Consider the following 21,536-nt stretch of genomic DNA (forward strand, 5'->3'; position numbering starts at 1 on the left):
GAATACATGCACAAATCATGCATATTTACACAAAACAAAAATAATTATGCATGATTTATGGGGAACAAATTTCTTATTGTATTGGTATGTCCCCAATATTTTTGGTCACATTGATATATCAATATCGTACTTACTTTAAATAATCCTGCTTTAACTGAAAAAAGTAAGTGGCTGTAATTACAATTAAGACAAGGAAGAAGAAATGCAACAAGCGAATATGCTCAATGAATTTAAACTCATTATTGGCGGTCAACTTTGTTCAGGTGAGCAAGGCGAACTGGAAATTCTTAACCCCGCTACAGGTTTAACTGCTGCATGTTGTGCAAAAGCTTCGGTTGCGCAGGTAAATCAGGCAGTGTGTGCAGCTAAACAAGCATCTAAAGCTTGGCAACAAGTTTCCCATGATGAGCGTAAGTCGATCTTAAATAAGATTGCAGATGGCATTGAAAAACACGCTGAAATGCTCGCAGAGTTGGTTGTGCTTGAACAAGGTAAGCCACTCGCACTTGCTCAAATGGAAGTGCAGGGCGCAATTGGCTGGACTCGCTATGCGGCTGCGATGGATTTACCTGTAGAAGTAATTGAAGACAGTGAAACCAAGCGTATTGAGCGCCATCGCCAACCATTAGGTGTAGTGGCTTCAATTACACCATGGAACTGGCCACTGATGATTGCGGTTTGGCATATCATGCCTGCATTGCGTGCGGGTAACGTTGTGATTAGCAAACCTTCTGAATACACACCACTATCAACTTTGCGTTTATGTGAAATCATTCAGCAAGAAGTTCCTGCTGGTGTAATTTCGATTGTGGTTGGTGCTGGCGAGATTGGCGAAGCATTATCTTCTCATCCAGATGTACAAAAAGTTGTATTTACGGGCTCAACTCAAACAGGCCAGCACATTATGGCGGGTGCAGCTCAGCAGCTAAAACACTTAACTTTAGAACTTGGTGGTAATGACGCTGGTATTGTATTGCCAGATGCAAATATCGATGAAATTGCAGCAAAGATTTTTAATATGGCATTTTTAAACGCTGGTCAAACATGTGCAGCCTTAAAGCGCTTATATGTGCATGAAAGCCAGTATGAAGCTTTATCTCAAAAGTTAGCTGATATTGCCAACGCTCAAGTTGTAGGTGATGGTATGGCGTCTTCTACAACATTTGGTCCAGTACAAAACAAAATGCAATATAACAAAGTGAAAGCACTTATTGCCGATGCCATTTCTCAAGGAGCAAAAGCACTTTCTGGGCAACAGCAGCTACCAGAGCAGGGCTACTTTATTGCACCAACTATTTTGACTGAAGTTTCTGATTCTTGCCGCGTGGTGCAAGAAGAACAGTTTGGCCCTGTGTTACCTGTTTTAAAATATACCGATATCAACGATGCAATTGCTCGTGCCAATGACAGTGAGTTTGGTTTGGGTGGTTCAATCTGGTCGTCAGATATTCAAGCCGCTCAGACTTACGCTAGTCAGCTTCAATGTGGTACTGTTTGGATTAATACCCATGCGGAGGTTCTGCCTCATGCACCTTTTGGTGGCTGGAAAATGTCTGGTCTAGGTGCTGAATTTGGTCTGGAAGGCTTGCTTGAAAATACGATTGGACAAACTGTCCATATTAGTAAAGTCTAAATATTAATTTTAAGGCGGATCTAGTATCCGCCTTTTTATTTTCACTTTTAAGAGTGAAAAGCTGAGTTAGTTTATTGAGAGTGATGATAGCTCATGCTTTTAGGTTTGATTAAAAAATGATTCTGTTCTTTAATTTTTTTAAGAACGATGTAAGACTTTATATGACCAATAAAATTATAAGAAAGTAATCTTTCAGTCACAAATTGAGAAAGCTGTTCTAAATTTTCAGCAACGACTTTTAAAATAAAATCTGCATCACCACTAATTGAAAATGCATCCTGAATATTGTCTTCAGCTTCAATGAGCTCTTGAAAAGCCTGCTGTGATTTTGCTTCGTGTGTCCTTAAATTAATATGAATCATTGCTGTAACTTCTAGGCCTAGTGCCTGCTGCTGGATGCGTGCCGTGTAGCCTAGAATTATGCCTTTTTGCTCAAGTAGCTGCCTTCTTCTTGAACATTGTGAAGCAGATAAACCAATTAAATCTCCTATTTCCTGATTGGTGAGTCGTCCATTCTTTTGTAGTGCCTGAATGATTTGCCAGTCGAACTTATCCATTGCATAAAATCCTTTTATGATACACAAATCATGTATTTTTATTAAAATGCGTTTTCATTATGCACGAAATCTAAAAGATAGATGAAATATTATTTTTCTATGGAATAAAAATTGGTCTCAAAGGATATAGAGCAATGTTCATAGAAATCGGTGACTTTTTAAATCTTCGTTTAAAACAAATGGGTATCCAACATCTTTTTGGAGTACCTGGTGATTTTAACCTCTCATATCTAGAACAAGTTGAAGCAGACCCACAACTCGAATTTATTGGAAATTGTAATGAATTAAATGCTGCCTATGCAGCAGACGGTTATGCACGAATTAACGGTTTTTCTGCCTTGGCAACCACTTATGGTGTAGGTGACTTAAGTGCGATTAATGGTATTGCCGGTGCCTATGCAGAAAATGTACCTCTTATTCATATCTCAGGTATTCCGCCTTTACATGCGGTTCAAAAGGGCACATTAATACACCACACGCTTGTCGATGGTAACTACGACAATATTATGAACTGTATGAAAGAGTTCACAGTTGCCCAAACACGTTTAACTCCTGCAAATGCAGCTTTTGAAATTGACCGTGTATTACGTCAGTGTTTTCTGGAACGCCGTCCTGTACACATTCAACTACCTGGTGATATTACTCACGTTAAAATTGAAGTATCTGAGCGTCCGCTTGACTTAAGCTACCCAGCTGTTGAACCTGAATTATTGCAGAGTGTGGTAAGTAAACTTTGTGACATTATTGAGAATGCTCAAAGTCCTGCACTTCTTATTGATAATGAAGCTTCAGTTTTTGGTGTAACGTCACTTTTAAATGATTTGTCTCAAAAATGCTCAATTCCATTTGCAGGTATGAATACTGCAAAAAATATTATGGATGAAGGCTCGCCTCGTTATATCGGGACTTATGTGGGTGGGGCAAGCCAACCGCATGTGAAAAATATCATTGAACAATCTGACTGTTTAATTGGTGTTGGCGCACGCTTTACCGATGTAGGCTCCGCTGTATTTACTCATCAAATTGAGACCAAGAACTACATCGAAATTAAATCTTATGGCCTAAATATTTTTGGTCAGGATTTTCCGGGTATTGAAATTGGACAATTACTTGTCGAGCTAAATAAAAAAGTTGCGCCACGTAAATCAACAACACCTCTTCTTGAAAAACAACCTCAGAAAGTAATTGAAGCTCCAGCTCAACAAAAGCTAAGCCAAGATGTGCTTTGGAATTACATTTCAGGGTTCTTAAAAGAAGATGATGTGATTATTGGTGAAGTGGGAACATCAAACTCTGCTTTGTCAGGTATCAAACTTCCTGCCACAGCTAAATATATTGCTCAGCCGCTTTGGGGTTCTATTGGTTACACCTTACCGGCTTTACTTGGTAGTTTGTTAGCAGCACCTGAACGTCGTCAAATTTTATTTATTGGCGATGGTTCATTCCAACTTACGGTACAAGAACTATCTACGATTATCCGTCACGGTTTAAAACCAATCATTTTCTTGCTGAATAATGGTGGCTATACCATTGAGCGTCTAATTATGGGTGAAAACGCTGCCTATAACGACGTGCAAAACTGGAAATACACTGAAATTCCTGCGGTATTTAACGGTAAAAAAGGCCATACCACTTATGTGGTTGAGACTGCTGGCCAGCTCAAGAGCGTTTTAGACAGCGTTCAGCAAAATGATCAGTTAACTTTCATTGAATTAAAACTACCAGCAATGGATGCGCCGGTAAGTTTGAAAAAATTTGCTTCTGTGATTGCTCGTTTTGACTACGGTGATCGCGGCTACGAAATTTTAAAGGAGCGTTCCCAACCGATTAAATGTAAGGATGCAATCTCTTTTTAAATAGAAGTCAGGACAAGTCTTCTCAAAAATTAAATGGACTCACATTACAGCAAACTTATATCCGAAGATCGGTTCCTGATCTTCGGATGTGGTGCTGGATAAAGGTGTACAGGAAGTGACACCAACATTGGAGATAATGTTATGGATGTAAACAATAAGCACGAGTTAAAACAAGGCTTATCCAATCGGCATATTCAACTCATCGCCCTTGGAGGGGCGATTGGTACAGGATTATTCTTAGGTCTTTCACAAACAATTAAATTGGCTGGCCCTTCAATTTTATTAGGATATGCAATTGCAGGAATTATTGCCTTTTTAATTATGCGCCATTTAGGTGAAATGGTTGTTGAAGAGCCAGTCAGTGGTTCTTTTAGTTATTTTTCGAACAAATATTGGGGCAAAATGGCGGGTTTTATGTCTGGCTGGAACTATTGGGTATTATATGTACTCGTCAGTATGGCTGAATTGAGTGCTATTGGGACATTTATACAGTTTTGGTGGCCTGAAATTCCGACATGGCTAACTGCTTTATTTTTCTTTATTTTAATTAACGGCATTAACTTGGTAAATGTCCGCTTTTTTGGGGAATCCGAGTTCTTATTTTCCTGCATTAAAATTGTTGCCATTTTAAGCATGATTGGTTTCGGTGCTTATCTTTTACTTTCAGGCTCAGCAGGTCCGCAAGCGGGTGTTGCAAATTTATGGCAACACGGTGGTTTCTTCCCGCATGGGATTCACGGTTTTGTCATGGCTTTAGCTGTCATTATGTTTGCATTTGGCGGCTTGGAATTAATTGGTATTGCAGCAGCTGAAACGAAGAAACCTGAAACGACTATTCCTAAAGCAGTAAATCAGATTGTTTACCGTATTTTAATTTTTTATATCGGTGCAATCGGTATTCTTTTATGTCTTTATCCATGGAACATGGTGGCAGAAGGCGGCAGTCCATTTGTCATGATTTTCCAGTCACTCAATAGTAACGGTGTTGCGAACGTTCTGAACTTTGTGGTCTTGATTGCTGCTATTTCAGTTTATAACAGCTGTATCTATTGTAATAGTCGTATGTTGCATGGTTTGGCAGAGCAGGGTAATGCTCCTGCAATTTTGAAAAAAGTAAACAGCCGTGGTATTCCAGTTCCGGCAGCGGTTGTTTCTGCATCAATCACAGCAATATGTGTGGTCGTAAATTATCTGATTCCTGGTCAAGCCTTTCAGCTCTTTATGATGCTTGTTGTCGCAGCGCTTGTCATTAACTGGCTTATGATTTCAGTCACACATTTGAAATTTACCAAAGCAATGAAATTGCAAAAACGTCAAACTAAGTTCCAAAGTATTATGAGTCCATGGAGTAATTACTTAACCATTAGCTTTGTATGCTTTATTCTTATTATTATGGCAATGACTCCAGATATGAGATTGGCAGTTATTTTAGGACCAATCTGGCTTGCTATTTTAGCTGTGATGTACTTCTTAAAATATCGTAAAAAAATAGTTGTTCTGCCAGAAGTACAATCGAATTGATCCTTTAAATTGACAATGATATTGCGGTTATCAGCCAGGTTGGTAACCCTTTATCTCTTGTCATATTATTTTCATGTTACAAAGAAATTGTTTTTTTCTAGAAATTTTTAATAATAATTTTAATGACAGAAAATATTTAACTTATAAAATTAATAAATCACTAAATTACCGTTTTTTAATATATTTATAATACCTTTTGTTTTTATATTTTATAAAAAATAAAAATTTAATATTTTTAGTTAATGTCATAATATAGATTGATAGAGAAGGTAAAATAATCTCTATATTTAAAATAACTAATTGATAGTACATAAAAAATATTAATGTGACAGTTAACAATATCGAAATCATTAAAGCGTCATCATACTGTAACTTAATTGTCATATTTTCTATTCACAATGCAGCTATCGAAGAGCGTACAAGCACTCAACAAAAAGTGACGTACAACCTATTGCATTAATGAGAGAGAACAGAATGCGCTTAAATCCACGTCAAATCGCAATTGCGTTAGCAGTAACTGGGGCAGCTGTAACAACGACTGCAAATGCAGCTCGTGATACGATTCAAATTGCTGGTTCTTCAACTGTATTACCATTTGCCAGCGTTGTAGCTGAAGAGTTTGGTAATACTTTCCCTCAATTTAAAACTCCTGTAGTTGGTTCTGGCGGTTCTTCTGCTGGTTTGAAACAATTCTGTCAAGGTGTTGGTGATAACACGATCGACGTTGCTAACGCTTCTCGTAAAATTAAAAGCACTGAAATCGAAGCTTGTAACAAAGCTGGTGTAAAACAAATTCAAGAAATCAAAATCGGTTATGACGGTATTGTATTCGCATCTAACTCACACAAAGCAGCTTATAAATTAAAACCTTACCATGTGTTTGCTGCTTTAGCTGCACAGTTACCTTCAAAAGGTAAATTGGTTCCAAACCCATATACAAACTGGAATCAAATTGATAAAACACTTCCAAATGAACCGATTACTCTTGTAATCCCTGCATCTAACCACGGTACTCGTGAAGTTTTCCAAGAGAAAATGGTTGAAGCTGGTTGTGAAGCATATGAATACTTCAAGAGCTTAGATAAAGATGCTCAGAAGAAAGCATGTTCTACTTTCCGTAAAGATGGCCGTGTAATTGAAATCGCTGGCGACTATACAGAAACATTAGCGCGCTTAAAAACTTCTCCAAGTGCTGTAGGCGTCTTTGGTTTAAGTTTCTATGACATGAACCGTGACAAGTTACGTGTAGCAACAGTAAACAACGTTGTTCCATCTGAGAAGACAGTATTGAATGGTACATACCCTGTATCGCGTCCATTGTACTTCTACGTGAAAGGCGAACACTTAAAATCAGTTAAAGGCTTACCGCAATATGTAGAGTATTTCGTAAGCAAGAAAGCAACTGGTAAAGGTTCTAAAGCTGAACGTGATGGTTTAATCGCGATGTCTGATGCTGAACGTGCAAAAGTTTTGGCTGACTTTAAAGCAGGTAAAACTGTTAAATAAGTTAGTTTGAATGAAGGCTGGTGATCTTAAGAGTTCATCAGCCTTTTTGTCTAACTTGTTTTTCCAAATTATGACAATTGAGAAAACAGTGGAGAGTACATGAATCTGCTACTTATCGGTGTGTTGTTAGCCCTCGTGGCAATTGCATATCAACTTGGGCTGAGAAAGAGCCGTAACATAGCAGGTAAGGGAAGCAACTCGGCGACGTTACATTCTCGTCCTGGTTATTATGGCGCACTGGTTGGTCTTTGGTGCGGTATCCCTGCTTTTTTAATTTTGATCATTTGGAACTTGGTTGAACCAAGTATTTTAAATCATATTATTTTTAATAATATTCCGGCGTCTGTAAGTGCTTCTCTTGATGAAGCGGGTAGAAGTGTATTGGTTGATCGTGTTCAATCAATTGCTTCAGGTTTTGGGGTGAGCGATAAACCGGCAGCCTACGAATTAGCTGCTGCTCAACAGTTTGCAAAATTTCAAACCATTGGCTCTTTTGCCAAATTTGCTGTTGTAATTTGTGCTGCTTTATTGGGGTTGGTTTGGGCAAAGAAAAAAATCAGCCAACAATATCGTGCTCGTAACCAAGTTGAACGTGCTATTAATGTTGGTTTGATTTTATGTTCTGGTGTTGCGATTTTGACAACCATCGGTATCGTAATGTCGATGTTTGGCGAAGCAATGCACTTCTTCCGTTTTGTCAGTCCAATGGATTTTTTCTTTGGTACAGAATGGAATCCGGGCTTTAGTACTTCTGGTAATGCTGAAGGCAGTTATGGTTTATTACCATTGCTATGGGGTACGCTCATGGTCAGTGGTATCGCTCTACTCGTTGCTGTACCAGTTGGATTAATGATCGCAATTTATTTAGCTGAATATGCTTCACCATGGTTCCGCTCATGGGCAAAACCAACAATTGAAGTCTTAGCTGGTATTCCAACAATTGTTTATGGTGTATTTGCCATGATGATTATTGGGCCATTCTTTAAAGCAGCGGGTGCATATGTTGGTTTAGAGATTAATGCGACGAGTGCTTTAACTGCTGGCTTTGTAATGGGAATTATGATTATCCCGTTTGTGTCATCTTTGTCAGATGACATTATTACTCAAGTCCCGCGTGCACTACGTGACGGTTCTTTAGGACTTGGTGCGACTAAGTCTGAAACAATTCGTCAAGTCGTATTACCGGCAGCTTTACCGGGTATTACAGGCGCTTTCTTATTGGCAGTCTCTCGCGCTGTTGGGGAAACCATGATTGTGGTTTTAGCAGCAGGGAACAGTCCACTTTTACACGCAAATCCATTTGAAGCTGTTTCGACAGTGACAGTAACTATTGTAAAACAGTTGACTGGAGATACAGACTTCTCAAGTCCACAAGCATTGGTTGCATTCGCGCTAGGTTTAACACTATTTGTTATTACCTTGGGATTAAATATTGTAGCACTGTACATTGTGCGTAAATACCGTGAGCAATACGAATGAGTACATCAAATACATCGTCTCCTATGGATCAGAACGTATTTGATCCGAAAACTGCTGCCGAAACACGTGAACGACGTAAACAGGTTATTGAAAAATCTTTGGCTAAACGTCATCGTAAAGAAAAAGCTTTCCGTTTTGCGGGTTTCTCGGCAGTCATTATTGGTCTTGCATTCGTTGCTCTCTTGTTCGGTAGTATTTTGGCAAAAGGTTTACCTGCTTTTTGGCAAACCAGTATGAATGTTCCAATTTACTTTGACCCTAAAGTGATTGATGCAGGGCCAGTACCTGTACGTACTCAAGGTGAAACACCTGCACATTACCAAGAACGTTATGTTGATTGGCAAACTAAAATGGGTATGGTCGATTGGGATGGCATCATTGTAAATGGAATGATTGCTAAAGATCCTGCACTTGCATCACAACGTGACTACCTAAGCAGCTTGTATGCAAGCTCGGAAGCTTATCGTCTTCGTGATATGGTTTTTGCTGATCCATCACTCATTGGTAAAAAAGAAAACATTACCTTCTTAGGTGATGCGAACGTCGATGTTTGGTTAAAAGGTAATATTGATCGTTCATTACCAGATGATCAGCAACAACTCGATCCAGAAGTGCGTAAGCTTGCAGATGACTTAAAAGCAAAAGGCGTTCTTGAAAGTACATTTAACTTGAACTTATTTAAGAACCCTGACTCACGTAGTTCTCCAGCAATTAGTGGTCTTGCAGGTGCATTCATGGGTTCATTATTCATGATGCTCATCGTGATCATCATTGCGATCCCAATTGGTGTTGCCAGCGCAATCTATCTCGAAGAGTTTGCTCCAAAAAATGTTCTTACCGATATTATTGAAGTTAACATCAATAACCTTGCTGCTGTTCCTTCAATTGTATTTGGTCTACTTGGTGCTGCGATTTTCATTGGCTGGATGCATTTGCCTTTATCAGCTCCGTTGGTGGGTGGTTTGGTTTTAAGCTTAATGACACTGCCAACAGTGATTATTACCACGCGTGCTTCATTAAAAGCAGTGCCACCTTCTATTCGACAAGCGGCACTTGGTTTGGGAGCTTCTAAGTTCCAAACGATTTTCCATCACGTTTTACCGTTGGCATTACCAGGCATTATGACAGGTGCAATTATTGGTGTTGCACATGCGCTTGGTGAAACCGCACCTTTACTTTTAATTGGAATGAGTGCATTCGTTGCAAGTATTCCAGCAACTCCATTTGATCAAGCAACTGCTTTACCTGTACAGGTTTATTTATGGCAGGGTAATGAGTTGCGTAACTTCTTCGAAGGCCGTACTGCTGCTGCGATTATCGTACTACTTGCATTAATGATTGGTTTAAACAGTCTTGCAATTTGGTTACGTAAAAAGTTCGAAGTGCGTTGGTAATAGAGGATAAATCATGAATACTATTGATATTACGAATTCCTTAGAAAAGGATAAGTTAGTGAATACTGAACAATCTCAATTTACAGATAAATCGCTGAATCATGGCACTTCGTATGTTTCGCATTTTGAACCACATACTTCAAAAAAGCAGAACTCAAACGAAATCAAAATTAGTGCACAAGATGCCCATGTTTATTATGGTGATTTTGAAGCTATCAAGGGTATTGACCTAGATATTTACCAAAATGAAGTGATCGCATTTATTGGTCCTTCAGGTTGTGGTAAATCAACCTTTCTTCGTACGTTAAACCGTATGAACGATACGATTGATGGTTGCCGCGTAACAGGTAAAATTACCCTCGATAACCACAATATTTATGATCCAAATCTAGACGTTGTATTATTGCGTGCTCAGGTTGGTATGGTGTTCCAAAAGCCAAACCCATTCCCTAAATCTATTTTTGACAACGTGGCTTATGGGCCTAAACTTCACGGTTTAGCGCGTGATAAATATGACCTTGAAGAAATTGTTGAAAATAGCTTACGTAAAGCTGGTTTGTGGGATGAGGTTAAAGACCGTTTGAACCAGCCAGGTACAGGTTTATCAGGTGGTCAGCAACAACGTTTATGTATTGCACGTACCATTGCTGTTAGTCCTGAAGTGATTTTAATGGATGAGCCGTGTTCTGCACTCGATCCAATTGCAACAGCAAAAGTAGAAGAACTTATTTCTGAATTGTCGAATCAATACACAATTGTGATTGTGACTCACTCAATGCAACAAGCGGCACGTGTTTCTGATCGTACTGCTTATTTCCATTTAGGTGATTTAATTGAAGTCAATTCAACTGAAAAAGTCTTTACTCAACCTGACCATCAGTTGACGGAAGCGTATATTACTGGTCGCTTCGGTTAATTAATAAACAATAAAAGAAAAAGAGCCACGTGCTCTTTTTTTTATTTTATAAATGAAAATGACTCTATTTTGCAAAATCGCTATTGAATTTTAGTCAAAAGGACCACATCTTAAGGCTATAAAGATAAACTTATGAGCTTAGAATTTTATGTTATTCCATTTGCCTAAACTCCCTGCGGAAATACGTGTCAGCCATTTAAATGCACGTGTCAATGAACAGAGAAAAAAAATTGCGCAAACTACGGCAAGCCGTTTAGAACTTTTACAATTAGCTCAACAACTTGCTAAAGAGGCTAAAATTCGCCGTAAAAATAATCAGAAGATTTTTGTTTTAGATTTCAAAGGTGATATTCAAGCTTCAGCAGTTGAAAACTTACGTGAAGAAATTACTCTGATTTTAGCAACTGCTAAAGCAGGACGTGACCGTATTGTAGTTCGTCTTGAAAGCCCAGGTGGTATGGTGCATGGTTATGGTCTAGCAGCAGCTCAGTTGGTGCGTTTACGCGATGCAGGTTTTCATTTAACAATTTGTGTTGATAAAGTCGCTGCAAGTGGTGGCTATATGATGGCATGTATTGCAAATGAAATTATTGCAGCGCCGTTTGCTATTGTAGGTTCAATTGGTGTGGTTGCTCAAGTTCCAAACTTTAATCGCCTTTTAAAAGAACACAATGTGGATTTTGAGCTTTACACAGCAGGGCAGTATAAGCGTACTGTAACTATGTTTGGTGAAAATACACCTGAAGGTAAAGCGAAGTTCGAAGAAGAGTTGCAACAAACTCATGTCTTATTTAAGCACTTTGTAGAAAAATATCGCCCACAGCTTAATGTTGATAAGGTGGCGACAGGTGAACATTGGTATGGCGAAGATGCCCTAGATCTGAACCTTGTTGATAAATTACAAACATCTGATGAGTATTTATTAGCTTTATTGCCGCAACATGATGTGTATGTCATTAATACACGTAAGAAAGCGACTTTAGGTGAAAAGCTGGGTTTACAAGCAGCGCAAATGGCAGATAGTTTGATTCCTACTGTAATCGGCAAAGTCATGGAAAGCCTTGCAAAAGCGAACACGACGCTTGTACAGGTACGTGATCCAAAACTATAAGTTTATATAATTCAAATGTTATAAAAAGACCAGCTTAAATGCTGGTTTTTTTATAAAGTTAATATTCAAATTTGTCTTATTAAATAGGTTTAGATTTTTAATGGAAAGTAAAAAATAAATGTTGATAAATATAATTTTTGAATTGTGATAAACACATGGTTTTGATATTTTAAACAGCAATAAAATAGCTTTTAAATGAAATATTTAAAAAGTTAGACATTTAAAAATATAACTGAAATTTAGGACAGGAAATAATGACAAGAATAATTGTAGCATCCAAAGAGGGTTTGGACGTTCTGCAAGATGGTCAGCTCAATAAGGTCGTGTTAAGTAAACCTTCTATTATTCAAATTGGCGTAAGTCAAAAAGATATAGCATCGGTGGAAAAACAAGGTGGAAATCTAGTCGTCCATTTAAAAAATGGAGAGACTATTGTTTTAGAAAATTTCTTTAATGAAGCAACGAATACAACAGAGCATTCACTTGTTCTTCCGACTGAACATGGAAAATTTGTTGAAGCACAATTTGACGCCCAGGTTAAGGTGATCGACTATACAGGTTTAAACCATGTCACAGATTTAGCCTATACCAGCACGAGCCAACCCGCCTCAACAATGGCGGTTGATGATTCCCCAACTTTTTCGATGGGTAACGTGCTAAAAGCAGGTTTAGCGGTTTTAGCTGCTGAAGGTTTATATCTTTGGGTTTTTGATAACGATGACAAAGATGACTCACCTATAGATAACGTAGCTCCTGCTGCTCCGACTGCTACTGTGGGTGATGATACTGTTACTGTAACAGGAAAATCCGAAGCGAATGCAAAAATTTATATTAAAGATGCTGCTGATAATACGGTCGCAACGGGTGTTGCAGATGCAAGCGGAAATTTTACTATTAAACTTGATACGCCTTTAGCAAATGGAAATAAACTAAAAGTTGTAGCTGAGGATGCTGCTGGTAATATTTCTAAACCAGGTGTTTTGACTGGCAGTAAAGACACAATTGCTCCCGATGCACCAGAAGCCCAGTTAAGTGAAGATGGTTCCATCTTGGATGGTAAGACTGAATCTAGAGCTACTGTCAAAATCTATGATGCTAATGACAAATTGATAGATACTATAACTGCGAGTCCAGAAGGCAAGTTTTCTTATAAATTTACTCCGCCTTTGACGAGTGAAGCGGGCGGTAAAGTAGTTGCTATAGATGAAGCTGGAAATGAGTCAGAAGCGACACTTATTTTTGCTGGTAAAGATACTATCCCTCCAAAAGCTCCTTTACTGGAATTAAATAAAGAAGGAACAGTAGTTGAAGGAATAGCAGAGGCTAATGCAAAAGTTCAGATAAAAGATGCAGATGGTAAAGTGATTGGAACTGGTACCGCAAACGCTCAAGGTGAATTCCAAATTACGCTTTCTTCACCCTTAAAAGATTCACAAAAGGCGACGATCATTGTTGAAGATGCAGCAGGTAATACCTCTAAACCCTTAGAAATTAAATCTGGCTATGACACTCTGGCGCCAGATAAACCTTCAGCTCAAATTAATGCAGATGGAACAACGGTAACAGGAACTGCTGAAGCAAATGCAAAAATACAAATAACAATAGGTACTAAGGTTATTGGTAGTGGAGTAGCTGATGCGGATGGAAAATTTACAATTACGATTTCACCCGCTTTAACTGTTAAAGATAAAGCCTCTGTATCTGCTATAGATGCCTCTGGAAATAGTTCTGTAGCTCTAGAAATCAATGGTACAAAGGATACGCCTCCTGATAAACCGAGTTTTAAGGTATATGATGATAATGGAACCTCTATAAAACAAATTCTTGCTAACTCTGAGACAGATGATGCAACCCCGAAATTCACTGTCAAAGCTGAATCACATGCAAGTTTGACTATTTACGATAACGGAGTAGCAATTTCAATTATTAAAATAGGTCAGGTAAATGCTAATGGTGAGTGGTCATTTACACTTGATAAAACTTTAGCCATTGGTAAACATACGATTACTTTAATGCAAACAGATGCTGAAGGGTTTACTAGCGAAATAAGTTTACCTTTTACGTTTGAGATAGTTGCTCCAAAGACTGCTAGTTTGAGTGATGTAGCTGTTGATACTGCTCATACAGAAACTGTATCTGTTGCTGATAGTGTTGGGTTAAATACATTAAAGTTAGTACAAAGCACAATAAATGAAACGGATAGTCAGCAGCAGAAATCTGTGCCAGTAGATGATTTGTTAAAAAGCTCTACGTCTAGTGAACCAGACCCAATTGAAACACTTTTTTCTTCAGCAGCAGTAAAGCCTACGCAAGTAAATGATCAAAGTGATATAACTACGAACGCTGGCAATATAACTACTAATCTTGAGCATGTTTTACCTGATACAACTTCTTCGGTTTTACAAAGCCTTTTAGAACAAACCTATCCTGTTGTCTAAAGTGATCTTAAAAAAAGCGCTCATTGAGCGCTTTTTTATTTATGAGTTATTTGTTTTAGATGGAAGCATCAGTGCAAGAAGTCCATAGAAAATTGCCCCAATAGTCGCTAACAGCATATCTTTATGGGCATCCCACATATCACCTTGTTGCCCATTATAATTTTCAGCTTGTTCAGGTGATAGCCCGATTGCAATTGCCCATTCGATCAGTTCATAAAAGACACTAGACGCCATCACAAACTGGACTACAAGTAAGAATAAAGAAAAAGGACGTGCAGTGGGTAACCATACTTGGAATACACGATAAATAAGAGGATAGAGCAAAACACCATAGGCAAGATGAACTAAACGATCATACATATTGCGGGACCAGCCCATATATTGATCTAGGTTGAAATGGAACACCTGTTGTATCCAGTCATTGTATGGAACGTAGGAGTAGAGATAGTGAGCACCAATAATATGGATTAATAAAAACAGTAGATAAAAAGTAAAACTTAAGAAATCGAGTCCAATTTTTTTGAAAATAATAAAAAGCAGAATCACCATAAAAACAGTGCCAGCTTGATGAAGCAAATAAGCCTCAAACTCAAGTGGTTGAATACCTGAAATGATAATGGCAATAAAAAGCAGGCCAAGTGCAATATAGTGTTTAACTTTGAATTCTTTTTCGATCATTTTATAAATAAGTCTTTATTCTGATTTGTATGAGTGTAATAAAAAAGCGAAGCCTAAGCTTCGCTTTTTATAACTTTTTTAATTAGATTTTGCTAATTAATTCGTTAATTTGTTTAGCTTGTTCAGCAGCATTACCTGTGTAAGTTGCAGGTGTAAGCTCAGCTAAGCGAGCACGCTCTTCACTTGGTACTTGAGCAAGTTCGTTACCATTTACGAAGTCAACCATCATGTCACGCGTCATTGCTTGACCACGAGTTAATGCTTTTAACTTCTCATATGGTTTTTCAACGTTATAACGACGCATAACCGTTTGAATTGGCTCTGCAAGAACTTCTTGAGCTTGGTCAAGATCTTCATTTAAGCGGTTTGCATTGAGTTCAAGTTTACCAATACCTTTTAAACAAGCATCAAAAGCAATTAAGCTTTGAGCAAAACCAACACCCATGTTACGAAGTACAGTTGAGTCAGTTAAGTCACGCTGCCAGCGAGAAATTGGTAATTTTTCGCCTAAGTGAGCCAACACTGCATTTGCAATGCCTAAGTTACCTTCAGAGTTTTCAAAGTCGATTGGGTTAACTTTATGTGGCATAGTTGATGAGCCAACTTCACCTTCTTTAAGTTTTTGCTTGAAGTAACCTAAAGAGATATAACCCCATACGTCACGGTTAAAGTCGATCAAAATTGTATTGAAACGACGTAACGCGTCAAATAATTCAGCCATGTAGTCGTGTGGCTCAATTTGAGTTGTATATGGGTTAAATGTTAAATCTAAAGACTCAACAAAAGCTTGTGAATGCGCTGGCCAATCCACATTTGGATAAGCAGAAAGGTGAGCATTGTAGTTACCTACAGCACCATTGATTTTGCCTAGTAATTCAACATTTTCAAATTGTTTGATTTGGCGAGCTAAACGATATGCAACGTTCGCCATTTCTTTACCCAAAGTTGTTGGGCTAGCAGTTTGACCATGTGTACGAGACAACATCGGTTGTTCAGCATGAGTTGTAGCTAAAGCAGAGATTGCATTTAAAATTTGCTTCATGCTTGATACTAAAACTTCACGACCGTTTTTAAGCATAAGTGCATGAGACAAGTTATTGATGTCTTCTGATGTACAAGCAAAGTGAATGAACTCACCTGCATTTTGTAATTCAGCAATACCTGCAATTTTCTCTTTCAAGAAGTATTCAACTGCTTTTACGTCATGGTTAGTTGTGCGTTCAATTTCTTTAATGCGGTTCGCATCTTCTTCAGAGAAGTTGCTTACGATTGCATCTAGAGCTGCATTTGTTTCAGCTGAGAAAGGAGCAACTTCAACAATTTCCGGACGGTTAGAAAGCGCTTGTAACCAACGCACTTCCACAGTGACACGAGCATGAATTAAACCAAACTCAGAAAGAAAAGGGCGTAGCGCATCACATTTGCTGGCATAACGTCCATCTAATGGTGATAGTGCGGTTAAAGCGTTCATAACGATTCCTTAATGCTGGAATAAACATAAAACTAAAAAAATCTCGTTTATAGTGTTAAACGACTTGGTACTGTAAACGAGCAAGTGCTTGAATATCCTGTAGCAATTTACGTTTGCTAAAAATCATGTTCCACGAACTACCGCCGAGTTGTCGCCATAAATGGGCCATTTGCAAGCCAGTAAACAGACAAGCACGGATGCGGTTAGTATGGTTGGTATCTTTAAATGCTTCTGCATTACCACGAACTAAAATGCGTGGGTTAATCTGGCCAGCCGTATCAACATAAGTTTGCGCCAAATTAGCTAAAATGCTTGGGTGTAAGTAGTTATTATCAAAAAAAGACAGCTGTTTTAAAATTTTCTGCTGAGCTTTTTCAATGATTGCGACATATTCAGGATTGCTATAAACCTTTTTTTCTAGCTGTAAGAGCGACATCGCATAGGACATTGGCAATTTGGCCGTGCCCATTTTTGGAAGGCGAGACTTAGGCATGTTTGAAAAAGGTTGAGTAATACAATTTTCGAGTGTTTTAAGCCCTAAAGAGATATCTGCTAACTGATTAAAAAAGTCTAAGGTTTGAACACCATTGTTGGCTGTAGGGCGAATATTTAAACTTGCTTTGATTAATAGTTCAAAATAGAAGTTACCACTTTCACCAATACTTTGCTGACCCGTCATGGCTGTCATATGGGTGAGCTGAGTGGCCTGAAATACCCCAGCCAAGGCAAGGGCACGGTTTTGGCGAACATTCAAGGCTTGTGATTGTTGAAATGGTAACTCCACCATGCCATTCATTCCCTTAAATAAAATTTGGTGTAGGGGCATTTGTATGGTGAATGACACCCCCGCCTAAGCAAACTTCATCTGAATAAAATACAACGCTTTGACCTGGTGTAACAGCACGCTGAGGTTCATCGAACTCAACGCGAACACCGTGTTCAGTGTTTTCATCAATAAAAATTGTACATGCCTGATCAGGTTGGCGATAACGCGTTTTAGCTGTACAGCGTAATCCTTCAACTGGAATATTCTGTTCACCAGCTACCCAGTCAATTGACTCACTCCACAGTTGAGTACTTTGCATGAGTGGGTGTTCATGTCCCTGACCAACAACGAGACGATTATTGGCAAGATCTTTATGTAGTACGAACCATGCACCTTCAGCTGCACCTTTCAAACCACCTAGACCAATTCCACCGCGTTGACCGAGCGTATAGTACATCAGACCGTGATGTTCACCAACTTCTTTACCTGTATCAAGTACAATTTTCCCAGGCTGAGCGGGTAAATATTGTTTAAGGAAGTCATTAAAACGACGTTCCCCAATAAAACAGATTCCTGTTGAGTCCTTTTTCTTGGCTGTAGCAAGATCAAGTTCTTCAGCAATTCTACGAACTTCGGGTTTTTCGATTTCACCTACTGGGAATAATGTTTTATTAATTTCTCTACCATGAACGGCATGTAAGAAATAGGTTTGGTCTTTATTGTTATCTACACCACGTAATAATGGTGCATATGCTTCGCCTTTAGAGTTATATTTAGTTTCACCACGCCGTGCGTAATGACCCGTTGCGATGAAGTCTGCACCTAAAGTCATGGCGTGATCTAAAAATGCACGGAATTTAATTTCTTTATTACATAAAATATCTGGGTTTGGTGTGCGACCAGCCGCATATTCAGCTAGGAAAAGTTCAAACACTCGATCCCAATATTCCATAGCAAAGTTTGCTGTATGCAGCTTAATACCGATTTTATCAGCTACTGCTTGGGCATCAGCTAAGTCTTCCATTGCCGTACAGTATTCCGTGCCGTCGTCTTCCTCCCAGTTCTTCATGAAAAGACCTTCAACTTGATAACCCTGTTGAAGTAAAAGTGCTGCAGAAACAGAAGAGTCTACACCACCAGACATACCGACGATGACACGTTGTTGCATAGGACTAGGCATCCAAATGAGAAGTTAATGAGGGAGAGAAGGGGTGCTCATAAATAAGCGATAAAGGATAATGGTGGCCTTTCATAGCATCTTCAACTGCTTTTAGGACAAGAGGACTACGGGCACGGGCAGATTCTTTGAGTTCATCTGGTGTCATCCACACAGCAGCGATAATACCTGTGTCGAGTTGAGGATCACTTTCAACCTGAGTTACATGTGCTAGAAAACAGAAACGGTAATAAGTGCGATCGGGAAACATTGGCGGGGTATAAGTATAAATACCGAGCAAAGCATCAATTTCAACATGATGGCCTGTTTCTTCAAGTGTTTCTCGAATGGCAGCTTCTGTTAATGACTCACCACATTCCACATGACCAGCAGGTTGGTTAAATACTGTGTGTACAAAACCTTCGCTATGCTCTTCTACAAACAGATAGCGTCCGTCTTTTTCTACGACTGTAGCAACAGTGACATGAGGAGTCCATGCGGCCATAAAAAAGCACCATGATTTAAAAGACGTATAATACGAAATTTAGGGGTTTTTGGCTACGGTGATCTGCTAAACGATATGAGCAATACGACAAAACCATATCGTTTAAAAAGCAGAATTTTTATTACTCATAATCAAGATAGATAATTAATCCTGATTTGCTTGTGCAGCTTTATGATTATTTTGCACTTTTACATAATGTCTTGCTGAATAAGGAAGAAACGCTAGTTCTTTTTCAGTCAGTGGTCGCACTTGTTGTACAGGGCTTCCTACATAGAGATAACCGCTTTTTAAGACTTTGCGAGGTGGAACTAAACTTCCTGCACCAATCATCACATCATCTTCAATAATTACGTCATCTAGAATGACGGTGTTGATTCCGACTAAAACACGGTTACCAATGGTACAGCCATGCAAAGTCACATGATGTCCAACCGTTACATCTTCACCAATAATCAGAGGTGAGCCATTCGGTTTGGCATCATTTTTATGGCTTACATGCAACATACAATGGTCTTGTACGTTACTGTTTTTGCCAATTTGAATACTATTTACGTCACCACGGATGACTGCAAAAGGCCAGACAGAAACATTCTCAGCTAAGCTAACGTCACCAACCACAACAGCCATTTCATCGATATAACAGGTTGTATCTACTTGAGGGTGGTGTTCAAGATAAGGACGAATGTTCTTTGCCATGAGTAGTATCAAAATAAAATTTAGTCGAATTATAAAATAAAAAAGCACTCAGGCTAAATAGCATGAGTGCTTAATTCAACTATTCAAAAATTAGAATAAGTTGCTGAAGAATTGTTTGATATGATCGATTAAACGAGCAAAGAAACCTGCTTCTTCAACTGGCTTTAATGCAACTAAAGGTTTTTCAGCAATTACTTTGCCATCTAGGCTAGCAACAAGCTTACCGACAACTTGACCTTTTTGAAGTGGTGCATTTAAGTTAGGTTGAACCACTAACTGAGTTTTAATGCCATCAGCTTTACCTTTAGGCATAGTCACACTAAAGTTTTCCGCTAAACCGACTTGAACTTCATCTTCTTTACCAAACCAAACTTTTGCTTTTGCAAGAACTTGATTGGCTGGTTGAACATTTGCAGTTTCAAAGTTTGCAAAGCCCCAAGCCAGTAACGTACGCGTTTGGTCTGCACGTTCAGACATGCTTGGAGTACCAAAAATCACTGAAATTAAACGCATTGGACCGCGTTTACTTGAAGTAGTTAAGCAGTAACCAGCTTCATCTGTATGACCTGTTTTTAAACCATCTACACTTGGGTCGGTGTAAAGCAAGGCATTACGGTTACCTTGTTTAATACCATTAAAAGTAAATTCTTTTTCAGAGTAAATTGGGTAGTATTTTGAACTGTCTTTAATAATATGTTGTGCTAACACAGCCATATCTTTTGCAGTTGAATAGTGGCCTTCAGCTGGCATACCAGTCGAGTTAATAAACTGGGTATTCACCATGCCGATACGTTTTGCTTCCTGATTCATCATATGAGCAAACGTGCCTTCATTTCCAGCAATATGTTCAGCCATTGCTTTTGATGCATCATTACCTGACTGGATAATAATACCGCGGAGCATTTCTAGAACTGTCGCTGTACCGTTTAAAGGAACATACATACATGATTCAGAGCTACTTCCTTTACACCATGCAGACTCGTTCATACGAACCTGCTCATTTTCAGTCAGTTCACCTTTTAATAATTTTTGTTCAATGATGTAGCTTGTCATCATTTTTGTCATAGACGCAGGTGCAAGCTTTTCGTTTTCATTTTTAGAAGCGAGAATTTGGCCTGTCTCATAATCCATTAATACATAAGACTTATTATTTAATTCTGGCGGAGCTGATAAGACAGTTGCTGCATAAGAAAAACTTGGTAAGAGGAGTAGTGCAGCAATAGCGCTTTTTCGAGTCATTCTAGGTAATTCCAATATCTTGTATGAAGCAGAAGAGCCTAGCATTTTAGGATAAAGCAAAGCCGACTTCTACGGGAGAAGTCGGCTTTTTCAAACAGTATTGTAACTCAAGAGTTTTTTACTAATTTAGTTTTGCGATTGATATGCTTTCACGTCTTGGCAAACTAATGTGTTTTGTTCATCACCAGCAGCTTTCGCATCGCTACGTGCTTCTTTTAAGTATTTCTTGAAAGCTTTGTCTTTACTACGTTTTTCTAATGCAGAAACAGCATCAGTTTCATTTGGTAGGTAGTCTTTAACTAAACGTTCATAGCCTTGAGCAAAATCAGCGTCTTTTTTACCAATCAAACTTGGACAAATTTCAGAAAGCACTTGAATTGCAGCTAATTCTTCAGGAGTCGTGCCTTGTTGTGGAGTGACTTCAACAACATTTTCATTTTCGGTTTTCTTTTCAGTTGTTTTCTTCTTATCAGCAGCAAAACCAGCTGTTGCCATGCTCATAAGTAAAACCAAAGAGAGCGATTGAACTAAGCTTTTCTTCATAAACATCGATAACCCAAAATAAAATTTCTAAATATGCCGTTAGCTTAACCAATTTAGAATTTAAAAAAATG

General features: G+C 38.6%; 18 protein-coding genes. 9 read left to right on the forward strand and 9 right to left on the reverse strand.

The window, feature by feature from the left end:
- Positions 1–202 precede the first annotated feature (202 nt).
- Positions 203–1,633, forward strand: a complete 1,431-nt coding sequence (locus KIP84_RS05135; RefSeq protein WP_213689440.1) for an aldehyde dehydrogenase family protein — start codon at positions 203–205, stop codon at positions 1,631–1,633.
- A gap of 71 nt (positions 1,634–1,704) precedes the next feature.
- Here the strand turns inward: KIP84_RS05135 and KIP84_RS05140 are convergent, their stop codons facing one another.
- On the reverse strand, positions 1,705–2,190 hold the full coding sequence (locus KIP84_RS05140) for an Lrp/AsnC family transcriptional regulator (RefSeq protein WP_004700117.1): 486 nt from the start codon (positions 2,188–2,190) through the stop codon (positions 1,705–1,707).
- Positions 2,191–2,324: 134 nt separating this feature from the next.
- On the opposite strand from KIP84_RS05140, the gene KIP84_RS05145 reads away from it, so the two are divergent.
- The 8 genes from KIP84_RS05145 (at position 2,325) to blp2 (ending at position 14,411) form a co-directional block, all read left to right on the forward strand.
- A complete protein-coding gene (locus tag KIP84_RS05145) occupies positions 2,325–4,046 on the forward strand; it encodes a thiamine pyrophosphate-binding protein (RefSeq protein ID WP_213689441.1) in 1,722 nt (573 codons plus the stop codon).
- A gap of 141 nt (positions 4,047–4,187) precedes the next feature.
- Positions 4,188–5,567, forward strand: a complete 1,380-nt coding sequence (locus tag KIP84_RS05150) for an amino acid permease (protein WP_213689442.1) — start codon at positions 4,188–4,190, stop codon at positions 5,565–5,567.
- Between the two features lie 474 nt (positions 5,568–6,041).
- On the forward strand, positions 6,042–7,073 hold the full coding sequence (locus KIP84_RS05155) for a substrate-binding domain-containing protein (RefSeq protein WP_002118975.1): 1,032 nt from the start codon (positions 6,042–6,044) through the stop codon (positions 7,071–7,073).
- 99 nt (positions 7,074–7,172) lie between these two features.
- Entirely contained in the window at positions 7,173–8,552 is a 1,380-nt protein-coding gene (pstC, locus tag KIP84_RS05160) for a phosphate ABC transporter permease subunit PstC (RefSeq protein ID WP_002119004.1), read from the forward strand.
- On the forward strand, positions 8,549–9,946 hold the full coding sequence (gene pstA / locus KIP84_RS05165; protein ID WP_039759455.1) for a phosphate ABC transporter permease PstA: 1,398 nt from the start codon (positions 8,549–8,551) through the stop codon (positions 9,944–9,946). Before pstC ends, pstA begins: the two co-directional genes overlap by 4 nt.
- Positions 9,947–9,959: 13 nt before the next feature.
- Positions 9,960–10,862: a phosphate ABC transporter ATP-binding protein PstB gene (gene pstB / locus KIP84_RS05170; RefSeq protein WP_005067963.1), complete on the forward strand. Its 903-nt coding sequence runs from the start codon at positions 9,960–9,962 to the stop codon at positions 10,860–10,862.
- A 148-nt stretch (positions 10,863–11,010) separates the two neighbouring features.
- Positions 11,011–11,973: a protease SohB gene (sohB, locus tag KIP84_RS05175; RefSeq protein WP_005067965.1), complete on the forward strand. Its 963-nt coding sequence runs from the start codon at positions 11,011–11,013 to the stop codon at positions 11,971–11,973.
- A gap of 254 nt (positions 11,974–12,227) precedes the next feature.
- The gene (gene blp2, locus KIP84_RS05180; RefSeq protein WP_213689443.1) at positions 12,228–14,411 is read left to right on the forward strand and encodes an Ig-like repeat protein Blp2; all 2,184 of its coding nucleotides are present in this window, start codon (positions 12,228–12,230) and stop codon (positions 14,409–14,411) included.
- A gap of 39 nt (positions 14,412–14,450) precedes the next feature.
- Here the strand turns inward: blp2 and KIP84_RS05185 are convergent, their stop codons facing one another.
- From KIP84_RS05185 to KIP84_RS05220, 8 genes are all read right to left on the reverse strand, one after another.
- Positions 14,451–15,089, reverse strand: coding sequence for a DUF2238 domain-containing protein (locus tag KIP84_RS05185; RefSeq protein ID WP_065184389.1), 639 nt, complete (start codon positions 15,087–15,089; stop codon positions 14,451–14,453).
- A gap of 82 nt (positions 15,090–15,171) precedes the next feature.
- Positions 15,172–16,560, reverse strand: coding sequence for an adenylosuccinate lyase (purB, locus tag KIP84_RS05190; protein WP_002047061.1), 1,389 nt, complete (start codon positions 16,558–16,560; stop codon positions 15,172–15,174).
- A 55-nt stretch (positions 16,561–16,615) separates the two neighbouring features.
- The gene (gene hflD, locus KIP84_RS05195) at positions 16,616–17,347 is read right to left on the reverse strand and encodes a high frequency lysogenization protein HflD (RefSeq protein WP_002118587.1); all 732 of its coding nucleotides are present in this window, start codon (positions 17,345–17,347) and stop codon (positions 16,616–16,618) included.
- A gap of 13 nt (positions 17,348–17,360) precedes the next feature.
- Positions 17,361–18,494 carry a tRNA 2-thiouridine(34) synthase MnmA gene (mnmA, locus tag KIP84_RS05200; RefSeq protein ID WP_213689444.1) on the reverse strand — a complete coding sequence of 378 codons (1,134 nt, stop codon included), beginning with the start codon at positions 18,492–18,494 and terminating at the stop codon, positions 17,361–17,363.
- A gap of 4 nt (positions 18,495–18,498) precedes the next feature.
- A complete protein-coding gene (locus KIP84_RS05205; RefSeq protein ID WP_032063058.1) occupies positions 18,499–18,987 on the reverse strand; it encodes an NUDIX hydrolase in 489 nt (162 codons plus the stop codon).
- Between the two features lie 144 nt (positions 18,988–19,131).
- On the reverse strand, positions 19,132–19,683 hold the full coding sequence (locus tag KIP84_RS05210) for a gamma carbonic anhydrase family protein (RefSeq protein ID WP_014207309.1): 552 nt from the start codon (positions 19,681–19,683) through the stop codon (positions 19,132–19,134).
- A gap of 90 nt (positions 19,684–19,773) precedes the next feature.
- Positions 19,774–20,922 carry a D-alanyl-D-alanine carboxypeptidase PBP5/6 gene (dacC, locus tag KIP84_RS05215; protein WP_002118558.1) on the reverse strand — a complete coding sequence of 383 codons (1,149 nt, stop codon included), beginning with the start codon at positions 20,920–20,922 and terminating at the stop codon, positions 19,774–19,776.
- 126 nt (positions 20,923–21,048) lie between these two features.
- On the reverse strand, positions 21,049–21,471 hold the full coding sequence (locus tag KIP84_RS05220; RefSeq protein WP_002118406.1) for a hypothetical protein: 423 nt from the start codon (positions 21,469–21,471) through the stop codon (positions 21,049–21,051).
- Positions 21,472–21,536: the final 65 nt, after the last annotated feature.

It is taken from the genome of Acinetobacter sp. BHS4 (genome assembly GCF_018454425.1).
Classification (GTDB): Bacteria; Pseudomonadota; Gammaproteobacteria; order Pseudomonadales; family Moraxellaceae; genus Acinetobacter; species Acinetobacter pittii.